This is a genomic window from Paenibacillus phytohabitans, from assembly GCF_013141775.1.
Classification (GTDB): Bacteria; Bacillota; Bacilli; order Paenibacillales; family Paenibacillaceae; genus Paenibacillus_AQ; species Paenibacillus_AQ phytohabitans.
In genome coordinates, this window is sequence record NZ_WHOB01000093.1 from 269414 (window position 1) to 289348 (window position 19935).

A 19935-nucleotide genomic window follows, 5' to 3' on the forward strand; every position below is an offset into this window, starting at 1 on the left:
GTATGCTCCTTATGACGCGCTACTGCACCAGCACCAGCTTCTCTTTTGGAAAATAAACCGTGACCTGCTGTCCCTGAATGAACGGCTGCTCCATCTCCTGATTGACCGTGAATACCCCAAGCTCCGTCTCTACCTGATACTGGTAGCTGCGGCCGAGGTACGTGCTGACCTGCACTTTGCCGGTCAAAGCATTCCCCTCTGTGCCTGTGCCCATATCCGCCCCAGCGCCAAGCAGCTGCAGATCGTCGGGACGAATCGCTCCGAGCAGTCCGGTATTACCCTCGCCGCCCGGCCGCTTAGCTGCCTGGAATTTCAGCTCACCACGGCTCAGCTCAATATCCGCCCCCTCATCATTCCGTCCGTCAAAAGCAATAAAGTTCCCAAACCCGATAAACCGGGCCACAAATTCACTGGCCGGATATTTGAAGATGTTCGCCGGATGATCCAACTGCTCGATCTTCCCGTTATTCATAACGGCGACCTGATCGGAGATTGAGAAGCATTCCTCCTGGTCATGGGAGACGTAGACGGTGGTGATGCCCAGCTCCTGCTGGATGCGGCGGATCTCTACCCGCATGTTGACCCGCAGGTTGGCATCGAGATTGCTCAGCGGCTCATCGAACAGCAGCAGATCCGGCTCGATGACCAGCGCCCGGGCAATCGCTACCCGCTGGCGCTGTCCGCCGGACAGGGCGCCCGGCAGTCTTTTCTCAAAACCGCCGAGACTGACCGTTTCCAGCATCCGGTTCACCCGCTTCTTAACCTCCGCTTCCTTCAGCTTGCGCAGCCGCAGGCCGAACGCCACATTGTCAAACACCGACAGATGCGGGAACAGCGCATAGCTCTGGAATACGAAGCCGAAATTCCTTTTCTCCACAGGAACCTTGGTATAATCCTTGCCGGAGAACATGAAATTCCCTGCCTCGGCATTCAGGAAGCCGGCGATCAGCCGCAGGGTGGTTGTTTTGCCGCAGCCGCTGGGTCCGAGCAGGGAGAGCAGCTGGCCTTTTTGCAGCGACAGGTTGAAATCCTCTAAGATCAAACGGTTGTCATAAGCAACCGATACATGTTCAAGACTGAGTAGTGACATTGCTCTAGGCCCCCATTATCTTTGAATAGGTTATCGTTTGGTGAAATAGGCGAAGCCCATCAGCCGCTCGATGATGAACATCAGCGCTGCCGTGAGCACCATCAGAATGACCGAAATCGCGGCAATCGTGGGATCGAAGTAATTTTGCACATAGGTCAGCATTTGAATTGGCAGGGTACTGATCCCTGGCCCCGTCATGAACACGGAGATATCCACATTGTTGAACGACTCCAGGAAAGCGATCAGAATGGCCGCCAATATTCCTGAGCGGATGTTGGGCAGCACGACTTTGAAGAAAGTGTATACTCGGGTCGCCCCCAGGCTCTGCGCCGCCTCTTCCACCGCGAAATCAAAATTCTCCAGACTCGAAGCAATCACCCGGATAATAAAAGGCAGCATAATCACCGTATGTCCGATCAGCAGCCCCGCCACAATCGGCAGATTGTACACCACAATCAGATAACGCAGCAGTGTGAAGCCCAGCACAATCCCGGGAATCAGCACCGGCGACAGGAATACCGCATTCAGCGTGTCCCGCCCGTGGAACCGGTAACGGCTCAGCGCGTAAGCCGCAGGCACACCCAGCAGGAGCGCCAGCAGATTGCCGAGCAGCGAGATGACAATGGAAGTCCTGAAGGTCTCCATAAAGGCGCTGACCTCAAAGATATTCTTATACCACTTCAGCGAAAAGCCCTCCGGGGGGAATTTCAGGACCGTGCCCGGCTCAAAGGAAGTAATGGAGATGATTACGAGCGGACCCAGCAGAAAAATAAAGACCAGCAGCGTGTACAGGGACAGCATGCGGTTACCTTCCTTCATATTCTCACCCCTTCGGATTCAAGCGGTTGGCCCAGGCATTCATCAGCCCAACCACCACAAATGTAATAACGATCATAATTACCGCGATCACCGAAGCCGCCTGCCAGTCATTCAGCGTCATGGCATTCTGATACAGGAAGGTGGAGACCACCCGTTCCTTACCGCCGAGTAGCGCCGGCGTGGTATACGCCGTGAGACTGCCGACGAAGACCAGAATCCCGCCGATGATCAGCCCCGGCACGGTCAGCGGGAAGGTGATTTTGCGGAACGCGGCAAACGGGGAAGCGCCCAGACTGCGCGCCGCCCGGACCAGCTCATGGTCCAGATTCTCCATCACTCCGAGCAGCGTAATAATGATCAGCGGCAGGAACAGATGCACCAGCCCGATCATCATCGCGGTCGGCGTATACAGAATGTCGAGCGGCTTCGCGATCAATCCGGTGTTCACCAGGAACGAGTTGATCAGCCCTTTTTTGCCTAGAATAATCATCCAGCTGAATGAACGCACAACGGGACTGGTCAGCAGCGGAAAAATCGACAGCGCAAGCAGAAGGCTCTTCTTACGCGCGCTGGCCCGCGAGATATAATAAGCCGCCGGATACCCGAGCACCATGCAGACCAGCGTAGTCACCACACTTACCCGTAGCGTAGTCAGCAGGATGCGGTTAAAGTACCCGTCACGGAAAAAATACAAATACCCTTCCAGCGTCAGCTTTCCGTCCTGCACAAAGGTGGAGGCAATGGTCAGCGTGATCGGGACCAGCATGAAGGCCGCCAGGAATAAGAGGCCCGGCAGCAGGAGAAGCAGCACTCTTTTATTCATTCTCATGACTCCCGTCCTTCTTCGGTTCTTGATTCAAGCTATTCAGGCTATTAATGAAGCACTCCAGAAAAGCTGGCGCGTCCACCTCCAGACAGACGCCGGCATTGGCCGGCTTGTTCAGCCTGTTCTGGAAATCGCAGACCGTCTGCCCGTCGCATAGCTCGCTGCGGGTTTCCACGTCCACGTAATACTTCTGCACATTAACAAACTCCCGGTTCAGCGCCACACCTACCGCCAGCGGATCATGCAGCGCACAGGCCTGCACACCGTTACGTTCAAAATAGCGCGTACGGTAGTCTGCCGTACTCTGCTCCACATATTCGCGAACCGCCGGAATACGCAGCTTCGCGATATCCTCCGCGCTGAGCAGCGCCCGGCGGGTTACATCCAGCCCGACCAGCGTCAGCTGCGGGAAGCCCGCAGCCAGCACCAGCTTGGCCGCCTCCGGATCGACATACATGTTGTATTCGGCGGTCGGCGTAATGTTGCCGAAGCCCTGCACCACACCGCCCATCACAATCACTTCGGCGGCATGCTGCGTAAGCTCCGGACATTTGTGCAGCGCGCGCGCCAGATTGGTCAGCGGCGCGGTCATAATCAGCGTGACCTCACCGGAATGCGCCAGCACCTGGCGGATGATGAAGTCCTCCGCCCGCTCTGCTTCCGCCTGCTTCGTTACCGTCATGTCGCGCAGTGCACCGCCGATGCCGTCCGAGCCGTGCACACGGTGCTCGAACACGGTATCACGGACAAGCGGCTTGTCCGCTCCGCGAAAGACCGGAATCTGCCCGGATACGCCGAGCAGCTCCAGAATTTTGCAGGTATTCAGGGTCGCCTGATCCAGCGAGACGTTGCCGCTGACTGTGCTAATCCCCAGAATGTCGAGCTGTCCGCTCGTGACGGCCAGCATAATTGCCAGCGCGTCATCCACCCCTGTATCTACATCGAGAATGACTTTTTTACGTCCAGTCATCCTTAGCCGCCAATCTCACGGTTGAAGCGGTCTGTCCACACGGAGATATGCTCGTTCACGAAGGACATGTCCAGCTTGCGCAGCTTGCTGATTACCTCTGCACCGTACGTTACGCCTACTGCTTCTTCGTCCGTCAGCACAACTTCTGTGTTTACCGGGGAATCGACTTTGGCTTTGGCCGATTTCTCCTGCACTTCCTGGCTCAGCTGCCAGTTGATGAACTCTTCGGCGAGCTCTTTATTGTCACTGCCTTTGACCACGTTGACCGTATTCATTACGGCATAAGCACCTTCAGACGGAGCTACGAACTTGGCATCCGGCACGGCTGCCTGGAGATCCTTGAAGTACATTTCCATAATCGGACCGCCGGCAATTTCCTCCTGGCCGAACATATTTACATACTCCGAAGTCTGGGAGTAATATTTGACCACATTGCTGTCCAGCTCCTTCAGCTTCGTGAAGGCTCCGTCTTCATTGAACTCTGTACCGCCCGACACGAGCGATGCCGCATCCACAATCATTGGACCCGCTGTGGCAGTAATCGCCGGCAGCGCCAGGTTCTTGTCGAACTTACTCCACATATCTGCCCATGAACCCACTTCTCCATCAACAAGTGCCGGGTTATAGGCAATTCCCAGACGGCCAACGGTGTACGCCGGACCATATTCTTCGCCAAGCGGTGCTTTGGCAATATCATAGATTTTGTCGATGTTCGGAATATTGCTGCGGTCGATCGTTTCGAACAGTCCTTCATTGATAGCCTGCTGCGCATAATAGTCAGACAGATAGACTACATCTACATCGGAGCTGCCCTGGCGGATTTTGTTCAGGCGCTCGGCGTTGTTGCCGATCTCGACGACGATTTTGACATTATGCTCTTTCTCAAAAGGAGCGTAGACAGCTTCCTTGAAGAAATCCTCCGAGAATCCCCAGGTTGAGACCACTAATTCCGTTGGCGCACCCGCAGATGTTGCTTCCGGTGTAGCTGCATTGTCCGTACCGGCGCCGTTTGTCGCAGCGGTATTGTTGTTGCCGCAAGCGGCAAGCAGAGAAGTCAAAGCAAGAGCAAGGCCTGTAGTCATTAATTTATTCATTAGTAAATAACCTCCCAAATGTAATTAAATATGCGGTACAATTCCAGCGGTCATCCTATACATACGGCATGTTCTGTCAGTCTTCCATTAAGCAATCGGCAGCAGACAACGGATCAGCAGCACCCCCTGTTGGTAATAAAAACTTGGTTTGCCTTATTTTTTCACAAAAAAAAGAAAAGCATTCTTGTAGGAACAAGAACACTTTTCTTTGTATAAACAAAGGAAAGAGCTACCCCGTTATAGAAGGACGGTCTTCGCTTAAGATAGATCAAAAGCAAAAATCCGTGATATTCAAAATTCATTGACTGAAATGCTTCATTCCCCGGCCAATATCATATTGGTAAAAGCCCATCCGGTTGGTGCATCATAATCCCTCAGCAGAACCTCAATCGTTAAGCCCATCTCTGCTTCGAGCCGTTCCTTGAATCTCTTCTTAAACAGCAGCGACATCCGGAAGTCTACTTCCTGCTTAAGCTCCGGCGCCTCCCCTTCCAGGGCGGTCGACCGTGGAGACCTGCGGTGCTTGGCGTGAAAGGTAATGACCCGCTGATCGACAGTAACGCGGAGCAGGGTCGTCCCGAAACCAAACAATTCCTTGGAGATCTCATTGTAGATCTGGCACATCTTCTTCTTCTGCTCGCTGTTTTCCAGTTCTGCCATGCAACCACCTTCGAAAACAGAATATCGTACATTCACATCGATAATAATTGCTATTATACATAATTCTAGCTTTTCCGGCAAGAAAAAAGCTGAATATAACATGAAAGTAACGCCAAACCCGAACGATGCCTGGCTAACAGTTATGTGGAATGAACTGAAATCCTCCGGATCGACACCCCATTACCACCGGACTCACACCAAATGCTTTACTGGAATTGGATTGCAGCAGTTCGCTGCTAGACTAGCGTTCCAATTTTACTCCAGCTCTGTTCTAACTGTATTTCGTACAACTAAAATGATCATTTATCGCGCTGCGGGCGTTTTAATTGCAGTTTGTACAGTTAAAAACCCCCATATTCCGCAAAAGAGGTGCTGCCGCTATTTTTAAGTGTACAGAATACAGTTAACCCGGGAATCCGGTCCAATTTCCGCTCTTTAGTTGCAGAAAATACAATTAACCGCTATACGCTGCACATGGGTTACTCTCTATATACTGGCAAGCGCAGACTCCTTCTGAATCGGGCATACTCAAGTACAATCTATCAGGTGAATATCGTTCGACTCAGCCGCGGCTCTCGGGAAATGAAGTTCAGCCTATTTACAGTTAACCTGCTTAATTCTATGTCCGAACCGAAGCTAACAAAAACCGACAAATAACGGCAAAGGGAGTATAGCTGCTAATAGTACTTCGTCTGGCTACGACTGCAATGCTACTTCATCTGCTACTGCTGCTATATTTGCTACATCTGGCTACAACTGCCAATGCTGCTACATCCCGCTACGTCTGCTATTGCTGCTTCATCTGCTTCATCTGGCTACTGCTGCTACGTCTGCTTCATCTGCTACATCTACTACATCTGCTACGTCTTCTACTTCTGCTACGTCTGCCTCATCTGCTATTGCTGCTACTTCTGGCTACGTCTGCTACTGCATCGTCTGCTACATCTACTACGTCTTCTACATCTGCTACTTCTGCTACTACTGCTATTTCTGTCTCGTCTGCTACGTCTGCTACTACTGCTATTGCTGCTAATTTCTGCTACGTCTGCCTCATCTGCTAATGCTATCTCATCTGCTTCATCTTCTACTTCTGCTCCTCTTTGCCGCATCCCTAATTATTCACATGCTACAGCTTTCTATACAGAATAGGGGAAGCCAAGGTTTCCCCGGCTTCCCCTTTCCCTTATGATCTGCCTGCTGTTTATTATTCAGCCTTCAGGTGGTAGCAGCCGCTCACGAAGTCCCGCTGGACCTCCGGCAGCAGCAGACCGGCCTGCATCAGGCAGTCCCCGCCGTAGACTTCGCCGCTGCCTTCAATACGGTAGTCGAGGTCCGGGTTCAGGCCCCCGAGCAGAAGCATCTTGCGCGGCGGGTGCGGCATGGCTAGTACCCGGAAGTAATAGACCAGCGCCTCGCGCTGATCATCCGAGACGAACATCCAGGCTGTATCATTGCCCTCGAACGGGCTCTCCAGCCGGTACAGATTGCCCTGCTGCACCAGGCTGCGGATTCCCTTATAATTCGCCACCTGAGCCTTCGCCAGCTCCTTCTCCTCCGGAGTGAACTTCGTCAGATCGAGCTCATAACCGAAGTTGCCGGACATGGCGACATCCCCCCGGAAGGACAGCGGCGTGAACCGGCCCACCTGATGATTCGGCACCGCAGAGACATGTGCTCCCATGGAGCTGGCCGGATAGACTAGGCTGGTGCCATACTGAATCTTCAGGCGTTCTACCGCATCGGTGTCATCGCTGGTCCAGGTCTGCGGCATATAGTAGAGCATGCCGGGATCGAAACGGCCGCCCCCGCTGCAGCAGCTCTCGAACAATATATGGGGGAATGCCGATGTCAACCGTTCAAGCAGTTCGTACAGCCCGAGTACATAACGGTGCGCAGTTTCTTCCTGCCGGTCTGCCGGAAGCTGCGCCGAGCCGATCTCGGTCAGACAGCGGTTCATATCCCATTTAATGTAGGTTACCGGAACTGAAGAGAAGATACGGCTAAGCGACTCGAAAATATACTGCCGTACCTCAGCCCTGGTATAATCCAGTACCAGCTGCCAGCGGGCTTCACTGCGGCGGCGGCCCGGCACATGCAGACACCAGTCCGGGTGACTGCGGTACAGATCGCTATCAGGCGAGATCATCTCCGGCTCAACCCACAGGCCGAATTTGAGGCCATGGCCGTTCACCCGCTGCGCCAGGTCAGCCAACCCGCCCGGCAGCTTGCGCAGATCCTCTACCCAGTCACCCAGCGAGGAATTATCCGCATCCCGTTTGCCGAACCAGCCATCGTCCAGCACGAACAGCTCAATGCCGAGCTTCGCTCCTTCGGCAGCAATCGCCTCCAGCTTGTCGGTGTTGAAGTCGAAATAAGTGGCTTCCCAGTTATTGACCAGAATCGGACGTTCTTTGTCCCTGTACTCTCCTCGGCAGAGACGGGTCCGGTATAGACGGTGATACGTTCTAGACATCTCTCCGATCCCCTGTCCCGAGTAGACCATAACCGCTTCCGGAGTCTGGAAATATCCGCCCGGCTCCAGCTTCCAGGAGAAATCGAAGGAATTCAGACCGATGGTAAACCGGGTGGTTCCGAAGGGATCTACCTCTGTCTCAGCTTCAAAATTGCCGCTGTATACCAGGGAGAAGCCGAACACCTCGCCTTGGTTCTCATCAGCTCCGGCCTTGGCCAATGCAGCAAACGGATTATGCTGATGGCTGCTCATTCCCCGGCGGCTCTGGATCGCAGAGTTGCCCTGCTCCAGGCGTCTGCGGGTAATCTGGGCCTCCCGCGACCAGGCACCGGACAGGTAGATCATATCCATGTCAGCCGCCGGGAAATCCACAGAGGCACTAAGGGCGCGCTGTAGCTGCAGCGTATCCGGGCCGTCATTGACGAATTCCACGGAACGCGCTATGACATTCCGTTCCTTATATACCGTATATCGCAGCTTCACGGTCAGCTTGGCGTAATCATCCTTCAGGATAAGCTCAAGCGTATCTGCTTCCTCCGGCGATTCCACATACACGGAAGGCAATCCGGCAAGCTCCGGTTTGCCTTCCGTCACGCGGTACCCGCTGTAACGCAGCTCAGTGACCCGTGTTCCATCCTCAAGTTTGGCCTGATAGGCAGGAACGCGGAAATCCCCGGTTCCATATTGCGGATATTCCTGCGGCAGCCGGTCCAGCGAGCCATGGGCCACCGGCAGGAGCAAACCGTCCAGATTGCTGCCCTCACGCAGCCGCCCTCCCCAATAGAGATGCGCCGGATAACCATTCACCAGTCCGATCACATAACTCATCCCTGTGCTCTGCAGGTGGAATATCCCCTTGTCTTCCTGAACCCAAATCGCCATGGCCCTGATTCCTTCTCTCCTAAGGATTAATTATCTGCAACCTGCAACCTACAGCTACAACCTGCAGCTTACTATCTAATATCTAATATCTAATATCTAATATCTAATATCTAATATCTAATATCTAATATCTAATATCTGCTACTTACTATTTGCTTCAGCCTACAACACGCGCGAACCTCCGCCTTGTCACCCAACGATAAGCCGAACTCCGCCCAGTCACCTAACGGTAACCCGAAGTTCCTGTGGCCTTAACGGTCTTCGGCGGTCATCTACTTCTGCTACTCTTACTTCTGCTACTTCTGCTACTCTTACTTCCGCTGCTTCTGCTACTTCCGCTGCTTCCACTTCCACGTTCTCCAGCATTCTTTGTTCTTCACCAAGCCCCGTCTGCTTCTACGAGACAAGTCCAAGCGGACTGGAGAGCCGTTATTTCGCCGAAAATGCCACTTTTCCCTTCCACGCGGACTCAGAAGCCCCTATTGCACCGCTTCATCATCCAAATGGCCTTCTGAGCGGGAATTAAGGTCTTCTGAGTCCGCAAGAGTCGAAATTATGCTTTATTTCAAACAATAAGGTCTTGTCAGTCCGCAAGCCTGCCTGCTTCCCTCAAGTAGAAACGGCCATCTCGTCCATCAAGGGACGCAATCCGATTCAGCGTGAAGGATTGCGTAGCACCCGCTTTATATTTAGATATAATCCGCCATCGAGCGGACCACCAGGCCCGTTGGAGCCGCCGGCGTGAAGTCCGCCTCACCGCTTCCGCTGAGCGCAAACTCTATCGTCTTCGGCTCGCCCGGAAGCAGATCGAAGAAGTTGTCGGAGAAGATGCCCTCTTCTTCTACGGTCAGATGCACACCTCTAGCCAACACATCGCTGCTGAGCGTGAAGCTCTTCCCGGCGCTGCCCGGCACTTCCGTCACTGTAATTACCGGCTTGCTCAGCGGAATATCCTTGGCTGCCGCGAAGTAATGCTCCTTGTGCTCCAGCACCTGTCCGCCTTCCAGCAGGGAAGCCACCAGCAGCACTTGTGCCGGCTCGCGGCCTTCCAGCAGCTCAGCAACCGGCAGCGTGAATACCACCTCTGCCGAATCCGCTGCCAGCGTTACCGGCTGCGACCATTCCCGCAGCAGCGCGCCGCTGAAGTCATGAAGCCGAATCACCAGCTCGCCGTCCAGCGCCTGACGCCGGTCGGAGACAGCGTGAACCTTGAGCGTATCCCCGTCCGTACCGTCAATGGACAGCAGCACATCCTTGAAGGACTTGCGCACGGTATATTGCAGCGCCTTCCAGCGTCCGTAATAATCCATACCCGCCCAGGAAGCTACCGGCCAGCAGTCATTCATCTGCCAGTACAGCGTGCCCATGCAATAAGGCTTGTTCCGGCGGTGGCTCTCAATCGCGATGCGGATCGCTTCGGCCTGAAGCACCTGGCTCATGTACAGGAAGCCTCTGAAATCTTTAGGCTGCGGCAGGTACATATCCATGTATTCCTTGATCAGCTGATTACCCCGTCCGTTCTTCTGATGGGCCAGCATCACCTTGGACTCCAGCTCCATATCCGCTTCTTCTGCATAGCTGAGCACCGACTTCAGCTCCGGGAAGGACTGGAAGCCATATTCACTCATGAAGCGGCCAACCTTAAGGTTATAGTTCTCAAATGGCTCGATTCCGTGCCATACTCCCCAGTAGTGAATATCGCCTTCGCCCATAATCCGCGTAGCATGCTGATCCTGACCGCGGGTAAGCTCACGCAGCGGTGAGGAAGGCCAATAATCCACACCCGGATGATTCGCGGCAACAGCCTCAGGCAGAATCTTGTGGAAGATTTCTTCATACGCGGCCCATAAGGTCTCACGGATATCAGCACTCAGCTTCTCCTTCCAGCCCCAGCCCATATTCTCCTCGAATTGCGACCAGGCCGAATCAATCTCATTGTTCCCGCACCATACAGCAATAGAAGGATGATTCCGCAATCTGCGGACATTATATACCGCTTCCTCACGGATATTGTTCAGGAACGGCTCGTCCCCCGGGTACATGCTGCATGCGAACATGAAGTCCTGCCAGACCAGCAGGCCGTACTCATCACACAGCCGGTAGAAAACTTCCTCTTCATAGAATCCGCCGCCCCACACACGCAGCATATTCATATTGGATTCCACCGCTGTAGCAATCTCATGGCGGTAACGTTCCTCCGTAACCTCAGTTATGAAGCTATCATTGGGAATATGATTCGATCCTTTAGCGAAGACCGGCACACCATTCAGCTCAAAATGGAACGAAGCCCCGCGCTCATCGGGCTTACGGACCAGCTTAATTTCCCGCAGTCCGGTCGTAACCTCCGACACGGCCACAGCTTCTTCTCCCTCCAGCAGCTCTGCACGGAAATTGTACAGCTCAGGTAGACCCAACCCGTTACACCACCACAGGCGCGGCGTATCGATGACCAGCTCCAGTTCTACCACCTGATTGCCCGGTACCAGCGAAGCTGCCTTCATCCATTCCTGCCCCTCTGCAGTTACACGCAGCATACCGCTCCACGCTTCCGGAGCATCCACTTCCACTACAGCCGTCAGCCGCGCTTCCTGTGCATTCACAGCATTCTGGCGGATGTACAGATCCTTAATGACCGCAATGTCCCGGCCCTCCAGCACAGCTTCACGCCAGATGCCGCTGGTCAGGAATCTCGGGCCCCAGTCCCATCCATAGTGGTACGGCGCTTTGCGGGCAAACACACTGATCCGCTGCTCCTGAAGCCCGCCGAGCTCGGACTGGTCATTCGGTGCAGGCAGATCATAGCCCAGCTGTGCCAGCTTCGGCAGATCCTCGGTCACCACCGAGCGGAATACGATGCGGATCTCATTCTCCCCAGCCTGCAGAAGGCCCTTCACATTCACGGTCCAGGAGCGGAACATATTATTTGCGGACAGGGCATGCACATTGTTCACATATACATCTGCATACGTGTCCAGTCCGGCGAATACCAGCTCCGTAACCGCCAGTGTCTGCCATTTCTCTTCTAATGTAAGTACAGTTCTATATTCCCAGTTCTTCTTGTCGATCCATTGCAGGTCATGTTCATTGGTTCCATAAAAGGGCTGATCTATAACTCCATTCCGGAGCAGATCCGTATGTACCGTTCCCGGTACGGCCGCCGGAAGCCAGGCTTCATCTCCACAGGCTCTAAATTCCCAGTTCGTCAGGTTGATGTGCAGTTGTTTCATAAGTCCTCCTAAAAGTTTTGTGAGCGTACACTTCCCTGAGATTGCTTCGTACAGAACCCGCATCGGAAGTATACGCTTTAAGTTTTAATAGCATAAGCTTTAAGTTGAATAGCCTACGTTTTAATTACCCTCATTGTATTTTGTTATTTTATTGTTAGCAATAACTTAATTATAATCTTATAAACAGAACAAATAAAGACAATAAATAATAAATGAATACATTTCTCATTGGATACTTTAGCGCTATAATAATCATGTAAACGCTATCAATAAACGAAAAGGGGACTACACAATGAGAAATAAGTTATTTTCGTTATGTTTTGTTATCATCATGATCTTCTCTTTATCCCTGACAGGCTGCGGTTCTAACAACAATAACAACGCAGCGACGGCTACAGATGAGCCGGCAGCAACCACCGCTCCTGAGACTGCCGCCGGAGAGGCAACAGCTGCACCTGCTACTGAACCTGCAGCGGCAGGCGGCGCTGACATCAGCGGCAAAATCATTTTCCTGACCAACAGAACCGACATGATCGGCAAAGAGTATGACGAATATGTTAAGCGCTTTAATGAGAAATATCCGAACATCAAGGTAGAATTCGAAGCTTCCCAGACCGACTACAACCAGCAGGCAAAAGTCAGAATGGCCAGCGGCGAGCTGCCGGACGTCATGTTCGTCCCTAACATTCCGAACTCCGATCTGCCTAAATATTTCGCCTCACTTGATGATCTCGGCCTGAACGACCAGCTTACCTTCAAAGATTTCAAATCCTTTGACGGCCAGCTGTACGGGATCACTACCGGTAACTCCACTTCGGGGATTGTTTATAACAAAAAAGCCTTCGCCGATGCCGGAATCACCGAAGTTCCGAAGACATGGGATGAATTCCTCGCGGCCTGCGAGAAACTCAAAGCCAAAGGTGTCGTTCCGCTCGCTTCCAACTTCAAAGACAAATGGCCGCTTAATGACTGGGTATATGCTGTTCCCCGCGTGATTGCCGGCAACCCTGACTTCCCGAATGAGAAGCTGACACAGGATGCCCCGTTCACCATGGACAACGGATACGGCAAAGCGCTTGGTCTGCTCAGAGAGCTGAATGAAAAAGGCTACCTGGAAAAAGACATCAACTCCACCAACTGGGAGCAATCCAAGAAAGACATCGCATCGGGTAAATTCGCCATGTACTTCCTGGGTAACTGGGTCATCAATCAGGTGATCGGTGCGGGTACCACTTCCGATAACGTAGGCTTCTTCCCGCTTCCTTATGACAACTCGGGCACTTTGACGGCTCCGCTCAGCCCGGACTTCTTCTATGCCGTGGCTAAGAACAGCAAGAATGTCGATGCTGCCAAGGCCTTCGTGAAATGGATGATCGAAGAATCCGGATACGAGGACTTCGCCGGCTTCATCTCCCCGCTCAAAGGCAAAGAATCCAAGCTGACTCAGCTTAAGGAATTCCAGTCGACGGGTGTAGTCCTGCAGGAAGGTACCGTAGATGACGCCAAGGTTACCGAAATCACCAACAAAGCACAGCTCGACCTGCCTGCTATGGTCCAAGAGTTCGTGCTTGCCAAAGATCCGCAAACCGTCTTCGACAAATGGAATAAAGCCTGGGCCAAAGCCAAGAAAGACCTCGGCTATTAAAAATAACCCCACAAAGTGGAGATTGGCTTCGGGTGATGACTCAGGTACTTTGCGGGGACCCCGAAACATATAAATTCTTTTAAAACAGCCCCACGAAGTGGAGCTTTAGCTTCAAGGTATAAAATGATTCACCCTGCTGCACTAAGCAGCCAGATGCACTAAACTTCCGGCGCAAAAGGGATTATCGCCTTCATGGATAATCCCTTTTGTCGTCAATCCCACTTAAGCTTTCACGAAAGAAGGGTATGCGATGTTCGGAACACTGTCTTATAACAAACAGAAAACTATTATCATAGTCTCCTTTCTGCTGATCCCGCTGATCCTCCTCGCCACGTTCACTTATTATCCGGCGCTGAAGCTGGTCTATTACAGCTTCACCAACTGGGACGGCTACAGCCCCGAGAAGCCTTGGGTCGGCCTCGATAATTACCGCGAGGTGTTTAACACTCCCGATATTTTCAAAGTATTCACCCATAACTTCGCTTACTTCGTCATGGGTCTCGTTCAGAATATAGTGGCGATCTACTTCGCCGTTGTGCTGAACAGCAAGCTGCGGGGCCGGAATGCTTTTCGCATCATGCTCTTCCTGCCTTACATTATGAATGGTGTCGCCGTTGCCTTCATGTTCGGTTATGTCTTCGACACTACCAACGGTTCACTGAATCTGTTCCTGAACAGCATCGGCCTGACCGGTCTTGGACAGACCAGCTGGCTCGGCACCGAAGGACTGGTGAACTACGCGCTCGCTTCCACCGGCTTCTGGCGGTTCATGGGCTACAATATGGTCATTTATATTGCTTCCCTGCAGGCCATTCCGCGTGATATTTATGAAGCTGCGAAGATTGACGGTGCAAACTCAATGCAGACCCTCTGGAGAATTACGCTGCCGAATATGAAGGCCGTCATTCAGCTCAATTTGTTCCTGACCGTGACCGGCGCACTCGAAGTCTTCGACCTTCCGTTCGTACTCACCAAAGGCGGCCCAGCGGGCGCCAGCCAGACGTATGTCCAGCGCGTGGTGGATACGGCATTTGCCTTCAACAATTACGGCCTGGCCTCGGCCATGAGCGTTATCCTGCTCTTCTTTGTAGTCATCGTACTGCTGATTCAACAGCTGGTTCTTAGCCGGGGAGGAGATAAGTAGCCATGGAACATTCCAAATTGCGCTTCAAAGACCTGTTCAAATATTTCACGCTGCTCATCGGCGTATTCGTAGTGCTGTTCCCGCCGTATGTCGTGATCGTCAATGCGTTCAAATCCACGGATGAGTTCAACAGCAGCAGCTCTATGGCTCTGCCGCACAGCTTCCTGAATTTTGACAACTTCGTTGCTGTCTTCCAGCGCGGCGGGCTGCTCAGCGGCTTCGGCAATGTACTCGTCATTATTATAATTACATTGACCCTGAACATTCTGTTTGGCACAATGGTGGCATATGTACTAGGCCGCTTCTCTTTTAAGCTGAAGCCGGTTGTGTTCGGTGCATATCTCGTGGCCACCATCATTCCGAGCATCACCACCCAGGTGGCAACCTTCGGCATCATCAAAAATATGGGGCTCTACAACACGCTCGGCGCTCCTATTGTGCTCTATATCGGGGCCGATGTGATCCAGATCATTCTCTATTTACAGTTCATCCGCAATATTCCGTTTGATCTCGACGAGAATGCCATGGTTGAAGGCGCTTCCCTGTTCAAAATCTACCGCTCGATCATCTTCCCGCTGCTTACACCGGCGACGGCCACCCTGGTCATCCTGAAGACGATCAGCATTTACAATGACATGTACATCCCTTACCTCTATATGCCCAAGCAGAGCCTGGGTGTTGTAACGACGATCCTCATGCGTTTCCAGGGGGTCAATTCAGGCGAGTGGAACCTGATCTGTGCGGCGATCCTGCTGATCCTGCTGCCGACAGTCATCCTTTACTTCTTCCTGCAGCGTTATATCTTTGAAGGCGTAACGAACGGCGCGGTGAAATAGGGGATGTACGGAAAGGAACAACACAGTGGTATCCTATATCCGGAGATTTCCGCGTACCCTTTGGCTGTTCCTGGCCAATCTGCCTATGGAGCGCAAACTGATTGTCGTGTTTATTTTTCTGATATCCATGCCGATCACTTATGTCAGTTATCTCTCGTCCCGTTCCACCTTCAATTCCGTCCTGGTTAATGCAACAGCAAGCGCCGGACAGATGGCAGACAGCGCCTCGGATACCATCGACCGTTATGTAGCCGACCTGAAGAGGTACACTGCGCTCCCGCTCTACAATACCGATGTCCAGTTCTATCTGGAGCAGGAGCAGACCGATTGGGAAAAAAATACGGGCATGTCCATGTTCCTTAGCTATTTGAACCATACGAAAGAAGAGATTGTTGCCGTATACCTGGTGGATAAATACGGCTCCGTCTATTATGACAAAAGCTCGGGCATCAGCGAGCTGTTCCCGGAAGAACGTCTGGCACAGTGGCAGAGTCTCACCGAGTCCGGCGTAGCTTCCATAGTTCAGGGCAGGCATATGATCCGTGTAAATGCGGGGGATCACCGGGAGGTATTCAGCATTCTGCGTACCGTCAGTTCGGTCAGCTCGCTACAGAAGATCGGCATTATTGTGTTCGATATCAATATCAGCCTGTTCAAGGGCATCGTGGACCCGGTCAATGCAGTCACCCAGGGGAGTACCCTGATTGTTGATGACAAGGGGGAAATGATGTACGCCAGCCCGGATGATTCAGGCGGTGGCTCCGGCATGCTGGAGAAGCATACGGACAAGTTCCTGCAGCAGGTGAACGGACACGATGGCCATTTCCAGATCACTCTGGACGGCAAGGAATTTCTCGCGGTATATACCGTATCAGCCAAGACCGGCTGGACTACAATGGTTTCTATCCCGCTGGAGCGGATACTGTCACCAGTGGAGAAAACCCGTAACGCGCAGGTGCTGACCACGCTGGCGATAATCGCCTTCGCCCTGATCGTAGCCACCTTCATCTCCCATGCCCTGACGAAGCCGCTGAAATCCATGGTCCGCCTGATGAAGCAGGTGCAGCATGGCAATCTGGAGGTATGGCTGCATCCCCGGTACAATGATGAGATCGGAATGCTGGGCAGCCACTTCAACCGGATGATCATCCGCGTGAAGGACCTGCTGCAGGAAGTGAAGCTGACGGAGAAACGCAAGCAAAAAGCCGATATGCGGGCCTTGCAGAACCAGATCAATCCGCATTTCATCTACAACACGCTTGAATCCATCCGCATGCTGGCTGAAGGCAGTGATGATCCCCGGGTCGCGAAGCTGACGTACCTGCTGGGGATGCAGATGCGTTACGGGATTGTCCGCAGCGAGGAGATGGTGACCATCGGGCAGGAGCTTGATCATACCCGTAATTATCTGGATATGCTGCAAATCCGTTTCCCGGACAAATTCAGCTTGAAGATTGACGTGCCGGATGCTCTGCTGAGCTTCCCGGTCATTAAGCTGGTCTTCCAGCCGATCGTCGAGAACGCCGTCTTTCATGGCCTGGAGCCCAAGGAAGGCCCGGGCACCATCAGCATCACCGGCTGGGCAGAGGGGAGCAAAGCTGTATTTTGCGTGGAGGATGATGGTGTCGGCATGGATGAAGATACGCTGCGCGCGCTGAACCATACCCTGACGGGGGGAGCTGACGGCGAGAAATTCGGTATCGGCCTGCGCAATGTGAACGAACGGCTCCGCCTGGACTACGGCAGCCCGTATGGACTGCGTGTAGAGAGCGAATCCGGCCAAGGCACCCGTGTCATTCTAAGAATCGAGAATCTCTCCCACCGTATTGAAGATTAACCGGAAACAGGGCAACCTGCACATTATGTCTTTTGAAAGGGGATATCCGGATTGCTGCGTATTGTGATCGTAGATGATGAAGTCCTGATCCGCGAAGGTCTGGCCCGGATGATCAGCAAGGAGAGCAGCGATTTCGCCGTCATCCGCACTTATCCTGACGGCAAACAGCTGCTGGATGAGCTGCCTGCCCTCCAGTTCGATGTCCTGATTACCGATATCCGCATGCCGCAGATTGGCGGCCTTGAGCTGATCCGTCTGCTCAAAGCCAGTCATCCCCATATCCGTTCCCTGCTGATGAGCGGATTCGTTGAATTTGATTATGCCCGGGAAGCCATCCGCAGCTCGGCGGTAGATTATCTGCTGAAGCCGATCAATAAAGAGCAGCTGTTCGACGTGCTCTACAGCCTGGATAAGGAACGCACGCTGCTGCGTGAGAAGGAAGAACGGCACCGCTCCGGGATGCTGCTCTCCATGCTGCATATTGAAGAGCCCTCCGCTGTGCTGATCGGCGGCCTTATTTTGCCCCAGCCTTATTTCTCGGTGTTTGTCCTCAAAGGAGACTCGCCTGAAACCGTCTGCTCCTGTACAGACAGTCTGCGGCAAGAGAAGGATAACGGATTCGATGTGCTGGAACTCCGCCAGGGACTGCAGGTCTGGATCTGGTATTCTGCGCAGCCGCTGGAATCTGCTGAATTAAGCGAGATCCGCAGATATCTGCAGGCTGCCAGTGCAGGGCATACTCTGCATGTGGGCATAAGCCGCTCCTACGCGGATGCAGCCAGGCTCAGAACGGCTTATCTGGAAGCCAAACATGCCTGTGACTGCGGAATATACCAATCCCGGCCGCTGCATTATGTTACTATTGAAGAGCTCATCCTGCCGGATAAGGCAGGGTCTGAGCTTTTTGCGCCTTATCGTGAACCGCTGGTCCATGATTTACAGATCCTCAATGTCGAGGGTGTACTTGCAGGAATTCATAAGCTATTCTCGGAGCTTGCATCGCAGTGTGCTTATCCCGAGCAGATTCTCCGCATGTGCCGGGAGATGGAAGAGCTTGCCCGTAAGGAAGTGCAGGAATTCGAAGCGGTCTACCGTAACGGATTAACTATGGCGCTGGAGGAACAGCTGGAGAGCTGTTTGGCTTTTGCAGATATGGAAAAGCTGTTCGCTTCCTCCTTGTCGTCTGCTCTAAGCAGTATCCGTGCCCACCGGCTGGAGTTGTCCGGTACCGCCGTCGAGACCATCAAGCGCTGGATCTCAGCCAACTATAACCAGCACGCAGATCTGAACACCCTTGCGGGGATGGTGTATCTTACGCCAAGTTATTTGAGCAAGCTGTTCAAGCAGGAGACCGGCCTTACGCTGACTGATTATATAATTGAAATCCGCATCCGCAAGGCCAAGCAGCTGCTGAAGAATGCCCCGGATCTCAAAATCCATGAAATCGGCACCGAAGTCGGCTATCCCGACCCCGCCTATTTCAATAAACTGTTCAAAAAAGTTGTCGGCGTCACGCCGAATGAATATAAACGAATCTCATCTGTGTAAGGAGTCTGATCACTTGCATCCGCTGTCCCGAACTACACATGACTCTCAGGAAATCGAGGTATATGATACAACCGAGCTGTATGGCGAGACCGGACGGTTCCGTGTGCTGCAGTTCTCGGGTGAAGCGATTCAAGGCGCGCTGGATCTGGAGCATCCCCGCCGGGTCGTCTTTGAATATCCGCGGGCGATGATCCATCTGATGGAGGCGGGCGATCCTTATTTCGAGGATGTGTTCCTGATCGGGCACGGGATTGGAACGATTGCCGGGTATTTTGCGGAGAAGCGCTTTAAGGTCGCTGAGGTCAATGAGCAGGTTGTGGAATACAGCCGAACCCGCTTTGGTTACAATCAGGACAATGTCCTGATCGGTGACGGCCGCAGCCTGCTGGAGAATGAAGCAGACCGGAGCTATGATTACATTCTGCTGGATGCCTTCACCGCTGCCGGAACGCCGGCGCATTTCACCTCGCTGGAGTTCTTCGGGCTTACCCGGGATAAGCTGCACGGACACGGCGCGATTATCATGAACCTGATGGGCCGCAGCGATAATGACCGGCTGATCGGCGCCATTCATACGACGCTTAGCGAGGTGTATCCCCATACCCGCACTTTTGCCCTCCCGGCAGAAGGCACTGCGGATCTCAGCAACATTATAATGGTTGGCAGCAGCCGTCCGGTCACCTATCAGTCCCGCCACATGGCCGGATTCAGCGAAATTACGCCGGAGCTTGGGCATGTGATCCGGGACCCCCGGTAGTTGGCCTATGACCGGAGTTGCGCCGCCCTAGCTTTAACTGTATTTTGTACAACTAAAACGAGCGATTATTGCGCTGCGAAGGTTTTAGTTGTATTTTCTACAATTAAAAACTCTCATATTCCGCAAA

14 protein-coding genes are annotated in these 19935 nt (G+C 53.0%); 6 read left to right on the forward strand and 8 right to left on the reverse strand.

Going from position 1 to position 19935, the window contains the following annotated elements:
- Positions 1 to 19: 19 nt before the first annotated feature.
- The 8 genes from GC101_RS32295 to GC101_RS32330 all read right to left on the reverse strand — a co-directional run bounded on the left by GC101_RS32295 (position 20) and on the right by GC101_RS32330 (position 12041).
- Positions 20 to 1090 (reverse strand): ABC transporter ATP-binding protein, encoded by a 1071-nt coding sequence (locus GC101_RS32295; RefSeq protein WP_171720644.1) that lies wholly within the window; start codon positions 1088 to 1090, stop codon positions 20 to 22.
- A 30-nt stretch (positions 1091 to 1120) separates the two neighbouring features.
- Positions 1121 to 1909, reverse strand: a complete 789-nt coding sequence (locus tag GC101_RS32300; RefSeq protein WP_171720645.1) for an ABC transporter permease — start codon at positions 1907 to 1909, stop codon at positions 1121 to 1123.
- A gap of 4 nt (positions 1910 to 1913) precedes the next feature.
- Positions 1914 to 2732 carry an ABC transporter permease gene (locus GC101_RS32305; RefSeq protein WP_039310210.1) on the reverse strand — a complete coding sequence of 273 codons (819 nt, stop codon included), beginning with the start codon at positions 2730 to 2732 and terminating at the stop codon, positions 1914 to 1916.
- Positions 2725 to 3705 (reverse strand): nucleoside hydrolase, encoded by a 981-nt coding sequence (locus GC101_RS32310; protein WP_171720646.1) that lies wholly within the window; start codon positions 3703 to 3705, stop codon positions 2725 to 2727. The genes GC101_RS32305 and GC101_RS32310 overlap by 8 nt, the downstream gene beginning before the upstream one ends.
- A 2-nt stretch (positions 3706 to 3707) precedes the next feature.
- Positions 3708 to 4799 (reverse strand): ABC transporter substrate-binding protein, encoded by a 1092-nt coding sequence (locus tag GC101_RS32315; RefSeq protein WP_171720647.1) that lies wholly within the window; start codon positions 4797 to 4799, stop codon positions 3708 to 3710.
- 315 nt (positions 4800 to 5114) lie between these two features.
- Positions 5115 to 5459, reverse strand: coding sequence for a hypothetical protein (locus tag GC101_RS32320; protein WP_039310202.1), 345 nt, complete (start codon positions 5457 to 5459; stop codon positions 5115 to 5117).
- Between the two features lie 1204 nt (positions 5460 to 6663).
- On the reverse strand, positions 6664 to 8814 hold the full coding sequence (locus GC101_RS32325; protein ID WP_171720648.1) for an alpha-galactosidase: 2151 nt from the start codon (positions 8812 to 8814) through the stop codon (positions 6664 to 6666).
- A gap of 689 nt (positions 8815 to 9503) precedes the next feature.
- A complete protein-coding gene (locus GC101_RS32330; protein ID WP_171720649.1) occupies positions 9504 to 12041 on the reverse strand; it encodes a beta-mannosidase in 2538 nt (845 codons plus the stop codon).
- Positions 12042 to 12333: 292 nt separating this feature from the next.
- Between GC101_RS32330 and GC101_RS32335 the strand changes: the two genes are divergently transcribed.
- The 6 genes from GC101_RS32335 (at position 12334) to GC101_RS32360 (ending at position 19808) form a co-directional block, all read left to right on the forward strand.
- Entirely contained in the window at positions 12334 to 13686 is a 1353-nt protein-coding gene (locus GC101_RS32335) for an ABC transporter substrate-binding protein (RefSeq protein WP_039310194.1), read from the forward strand.
- A gap of 250 nt (positions 13687 to 13936) precedes the next feature.
- Positions 13937 to 14830 (forward strand): carbohydrate ABC transporter permease, encoded by an 894-nt coding sequence (locus tag GC101_RS32340; RefSeq protein WP_042133723.1) that lies wholly within the window; start codon positions 13937 to 13939, stop codon positions 14828 to 14830.
- A gap of 2 nt (positions 14831 to 14832) precedes the next feature.
- Entirely contained in the window at positions 14833 to 15666 is an 834-nt protein-coding gene (locus tag GC101_RS32345; RefSeq protein ID WP_171720650.1) for a carbohydrate ABC transporter permease, read from the forward strand.
- Between the two features lie 25 nt (positions 15667 to 15691).
- Complete coding sequence (locus GC101_RS32350) at positions 15692 to 17503, forward strand: histidine kinase (protein WP_171720651.1); 1812 nt, start codon at positions 15692 to 15694, stop codon at positions 17501 to 17503.
- Between the two features lie 51 nt (positions 17504 to 17554).
- Positions 17555 to 19051 carry a response regulator gene (locus tag GC101_RS32355; protein WP_171720652.1) on the forward strand — a complete coding sequence of 499 codons (1497 nt, stop codon included), beginning with the start codon at positions 17555 to 17557 and terminating at the stop codon, positions 19049 to 19051.
- Complete coding sequence (locus tag GC101_RS32360) at positions 19023 to 19808, forward strand: spermidine synthase (RefSeq protein WP_171720653.1); 786 nt, start codon at positions 19023 to 19025, stop codon at positions 19806 to 19808. The genes GC101_RS32355 and GC101_RS32360 overlap by 29 nt, the downstream gene beginning before the upstream one ends.
- Positions 19809 to 19935: the final 127 nt, after the last annotated feature.

Excerpts from the sequence above, each read along its gene's own strand:
- GC101_RS32295 (WP_171720644.1), bottom strand. The coding sequence starts at position 1,090 with ATGTCACTACTCAGTCTTGAACATGTATCGGTTGCTTATGACAACCGT.
- GC101_RS32300 (WP_171720645.1), bottom strand. The coding sequence starts at position 1,909 with ATGAAGGAAGGTAACCGCATGCTGTCCCTGTACACGCTGCTGGTCTTT.
- GC101_RS32305 (WP_039310210.1), bottom strand. The coding sequence starts at position 2,732 with ATGAATAAAAGAGTGCTGCTTCTCCTGCTGCCGGGCCTCTTATTCCTG.
- GC101_RS32310 (WP_171720646.1), bottom strand. The coding sequence starts at position 3,705 with ATGACTGGACGTAAAAAAGTCATTCTCGATGTAGATACAGGGGTGGAT.
- GC101_RS32315 (WP_171720647.1), bottom strand. The coding sequence starts at position 4,799 with ATGAATAAATTAATGACTACAGGCCTTGCTCTTGCTTTGACTTCTCTG.
- GC101_RS32320 (WP_039310202.1), bottom strand. The coding sequence starts at position 5,459 with ATGGCAGAACTGGAAAACAGCGAGCAGAAGAAGAAGATGTGCCAGATC.
- GC101_RS32325 (WP_171720648.1), bottom strand. The coding sequence starts at position 8,814 with ATGGCGATTTGGGTTCAGGAAGACAAGGGGATATTCCACCTGCAGAGC.
- GC101_RS32330 (WP_171720649.1), bottom strand. The coding sequence starts at position 12,041 with ATGAAACAACTGCACATCAACCTGACGAACTGGGAATTTAGAGCCTGT.
- GC101_RS32335 (WP_039310194.1), top strand. The coding sequence starts at position 12,334 with ATGAGAAATAAGTTATTTTCGTTATGTTTTGTTATCATCATGATCTTC.
- GC101_RS32340 (WP_042133723.1), top strand. The coding sequence starts at position 13,937 with ATGTTCGGAACACTGTCTTATAACAAACAGAAAACTATTATCATAGTC.
- GC101_RS32345 (WP_171720650.1), top strand. The coding sequence starts at position 14,833 with ATGGAACATTCCAAATTGCGCTTCAAAGACCTGTTCAAATATTTCACG.
- GC101_RS32360 (WP_171720653.1), top strand. The coding sequence starts at position 19,023 with ATGAATATAAACGAATCTCATCTGTGTAAGGAGTCTGATCACTTGCAT.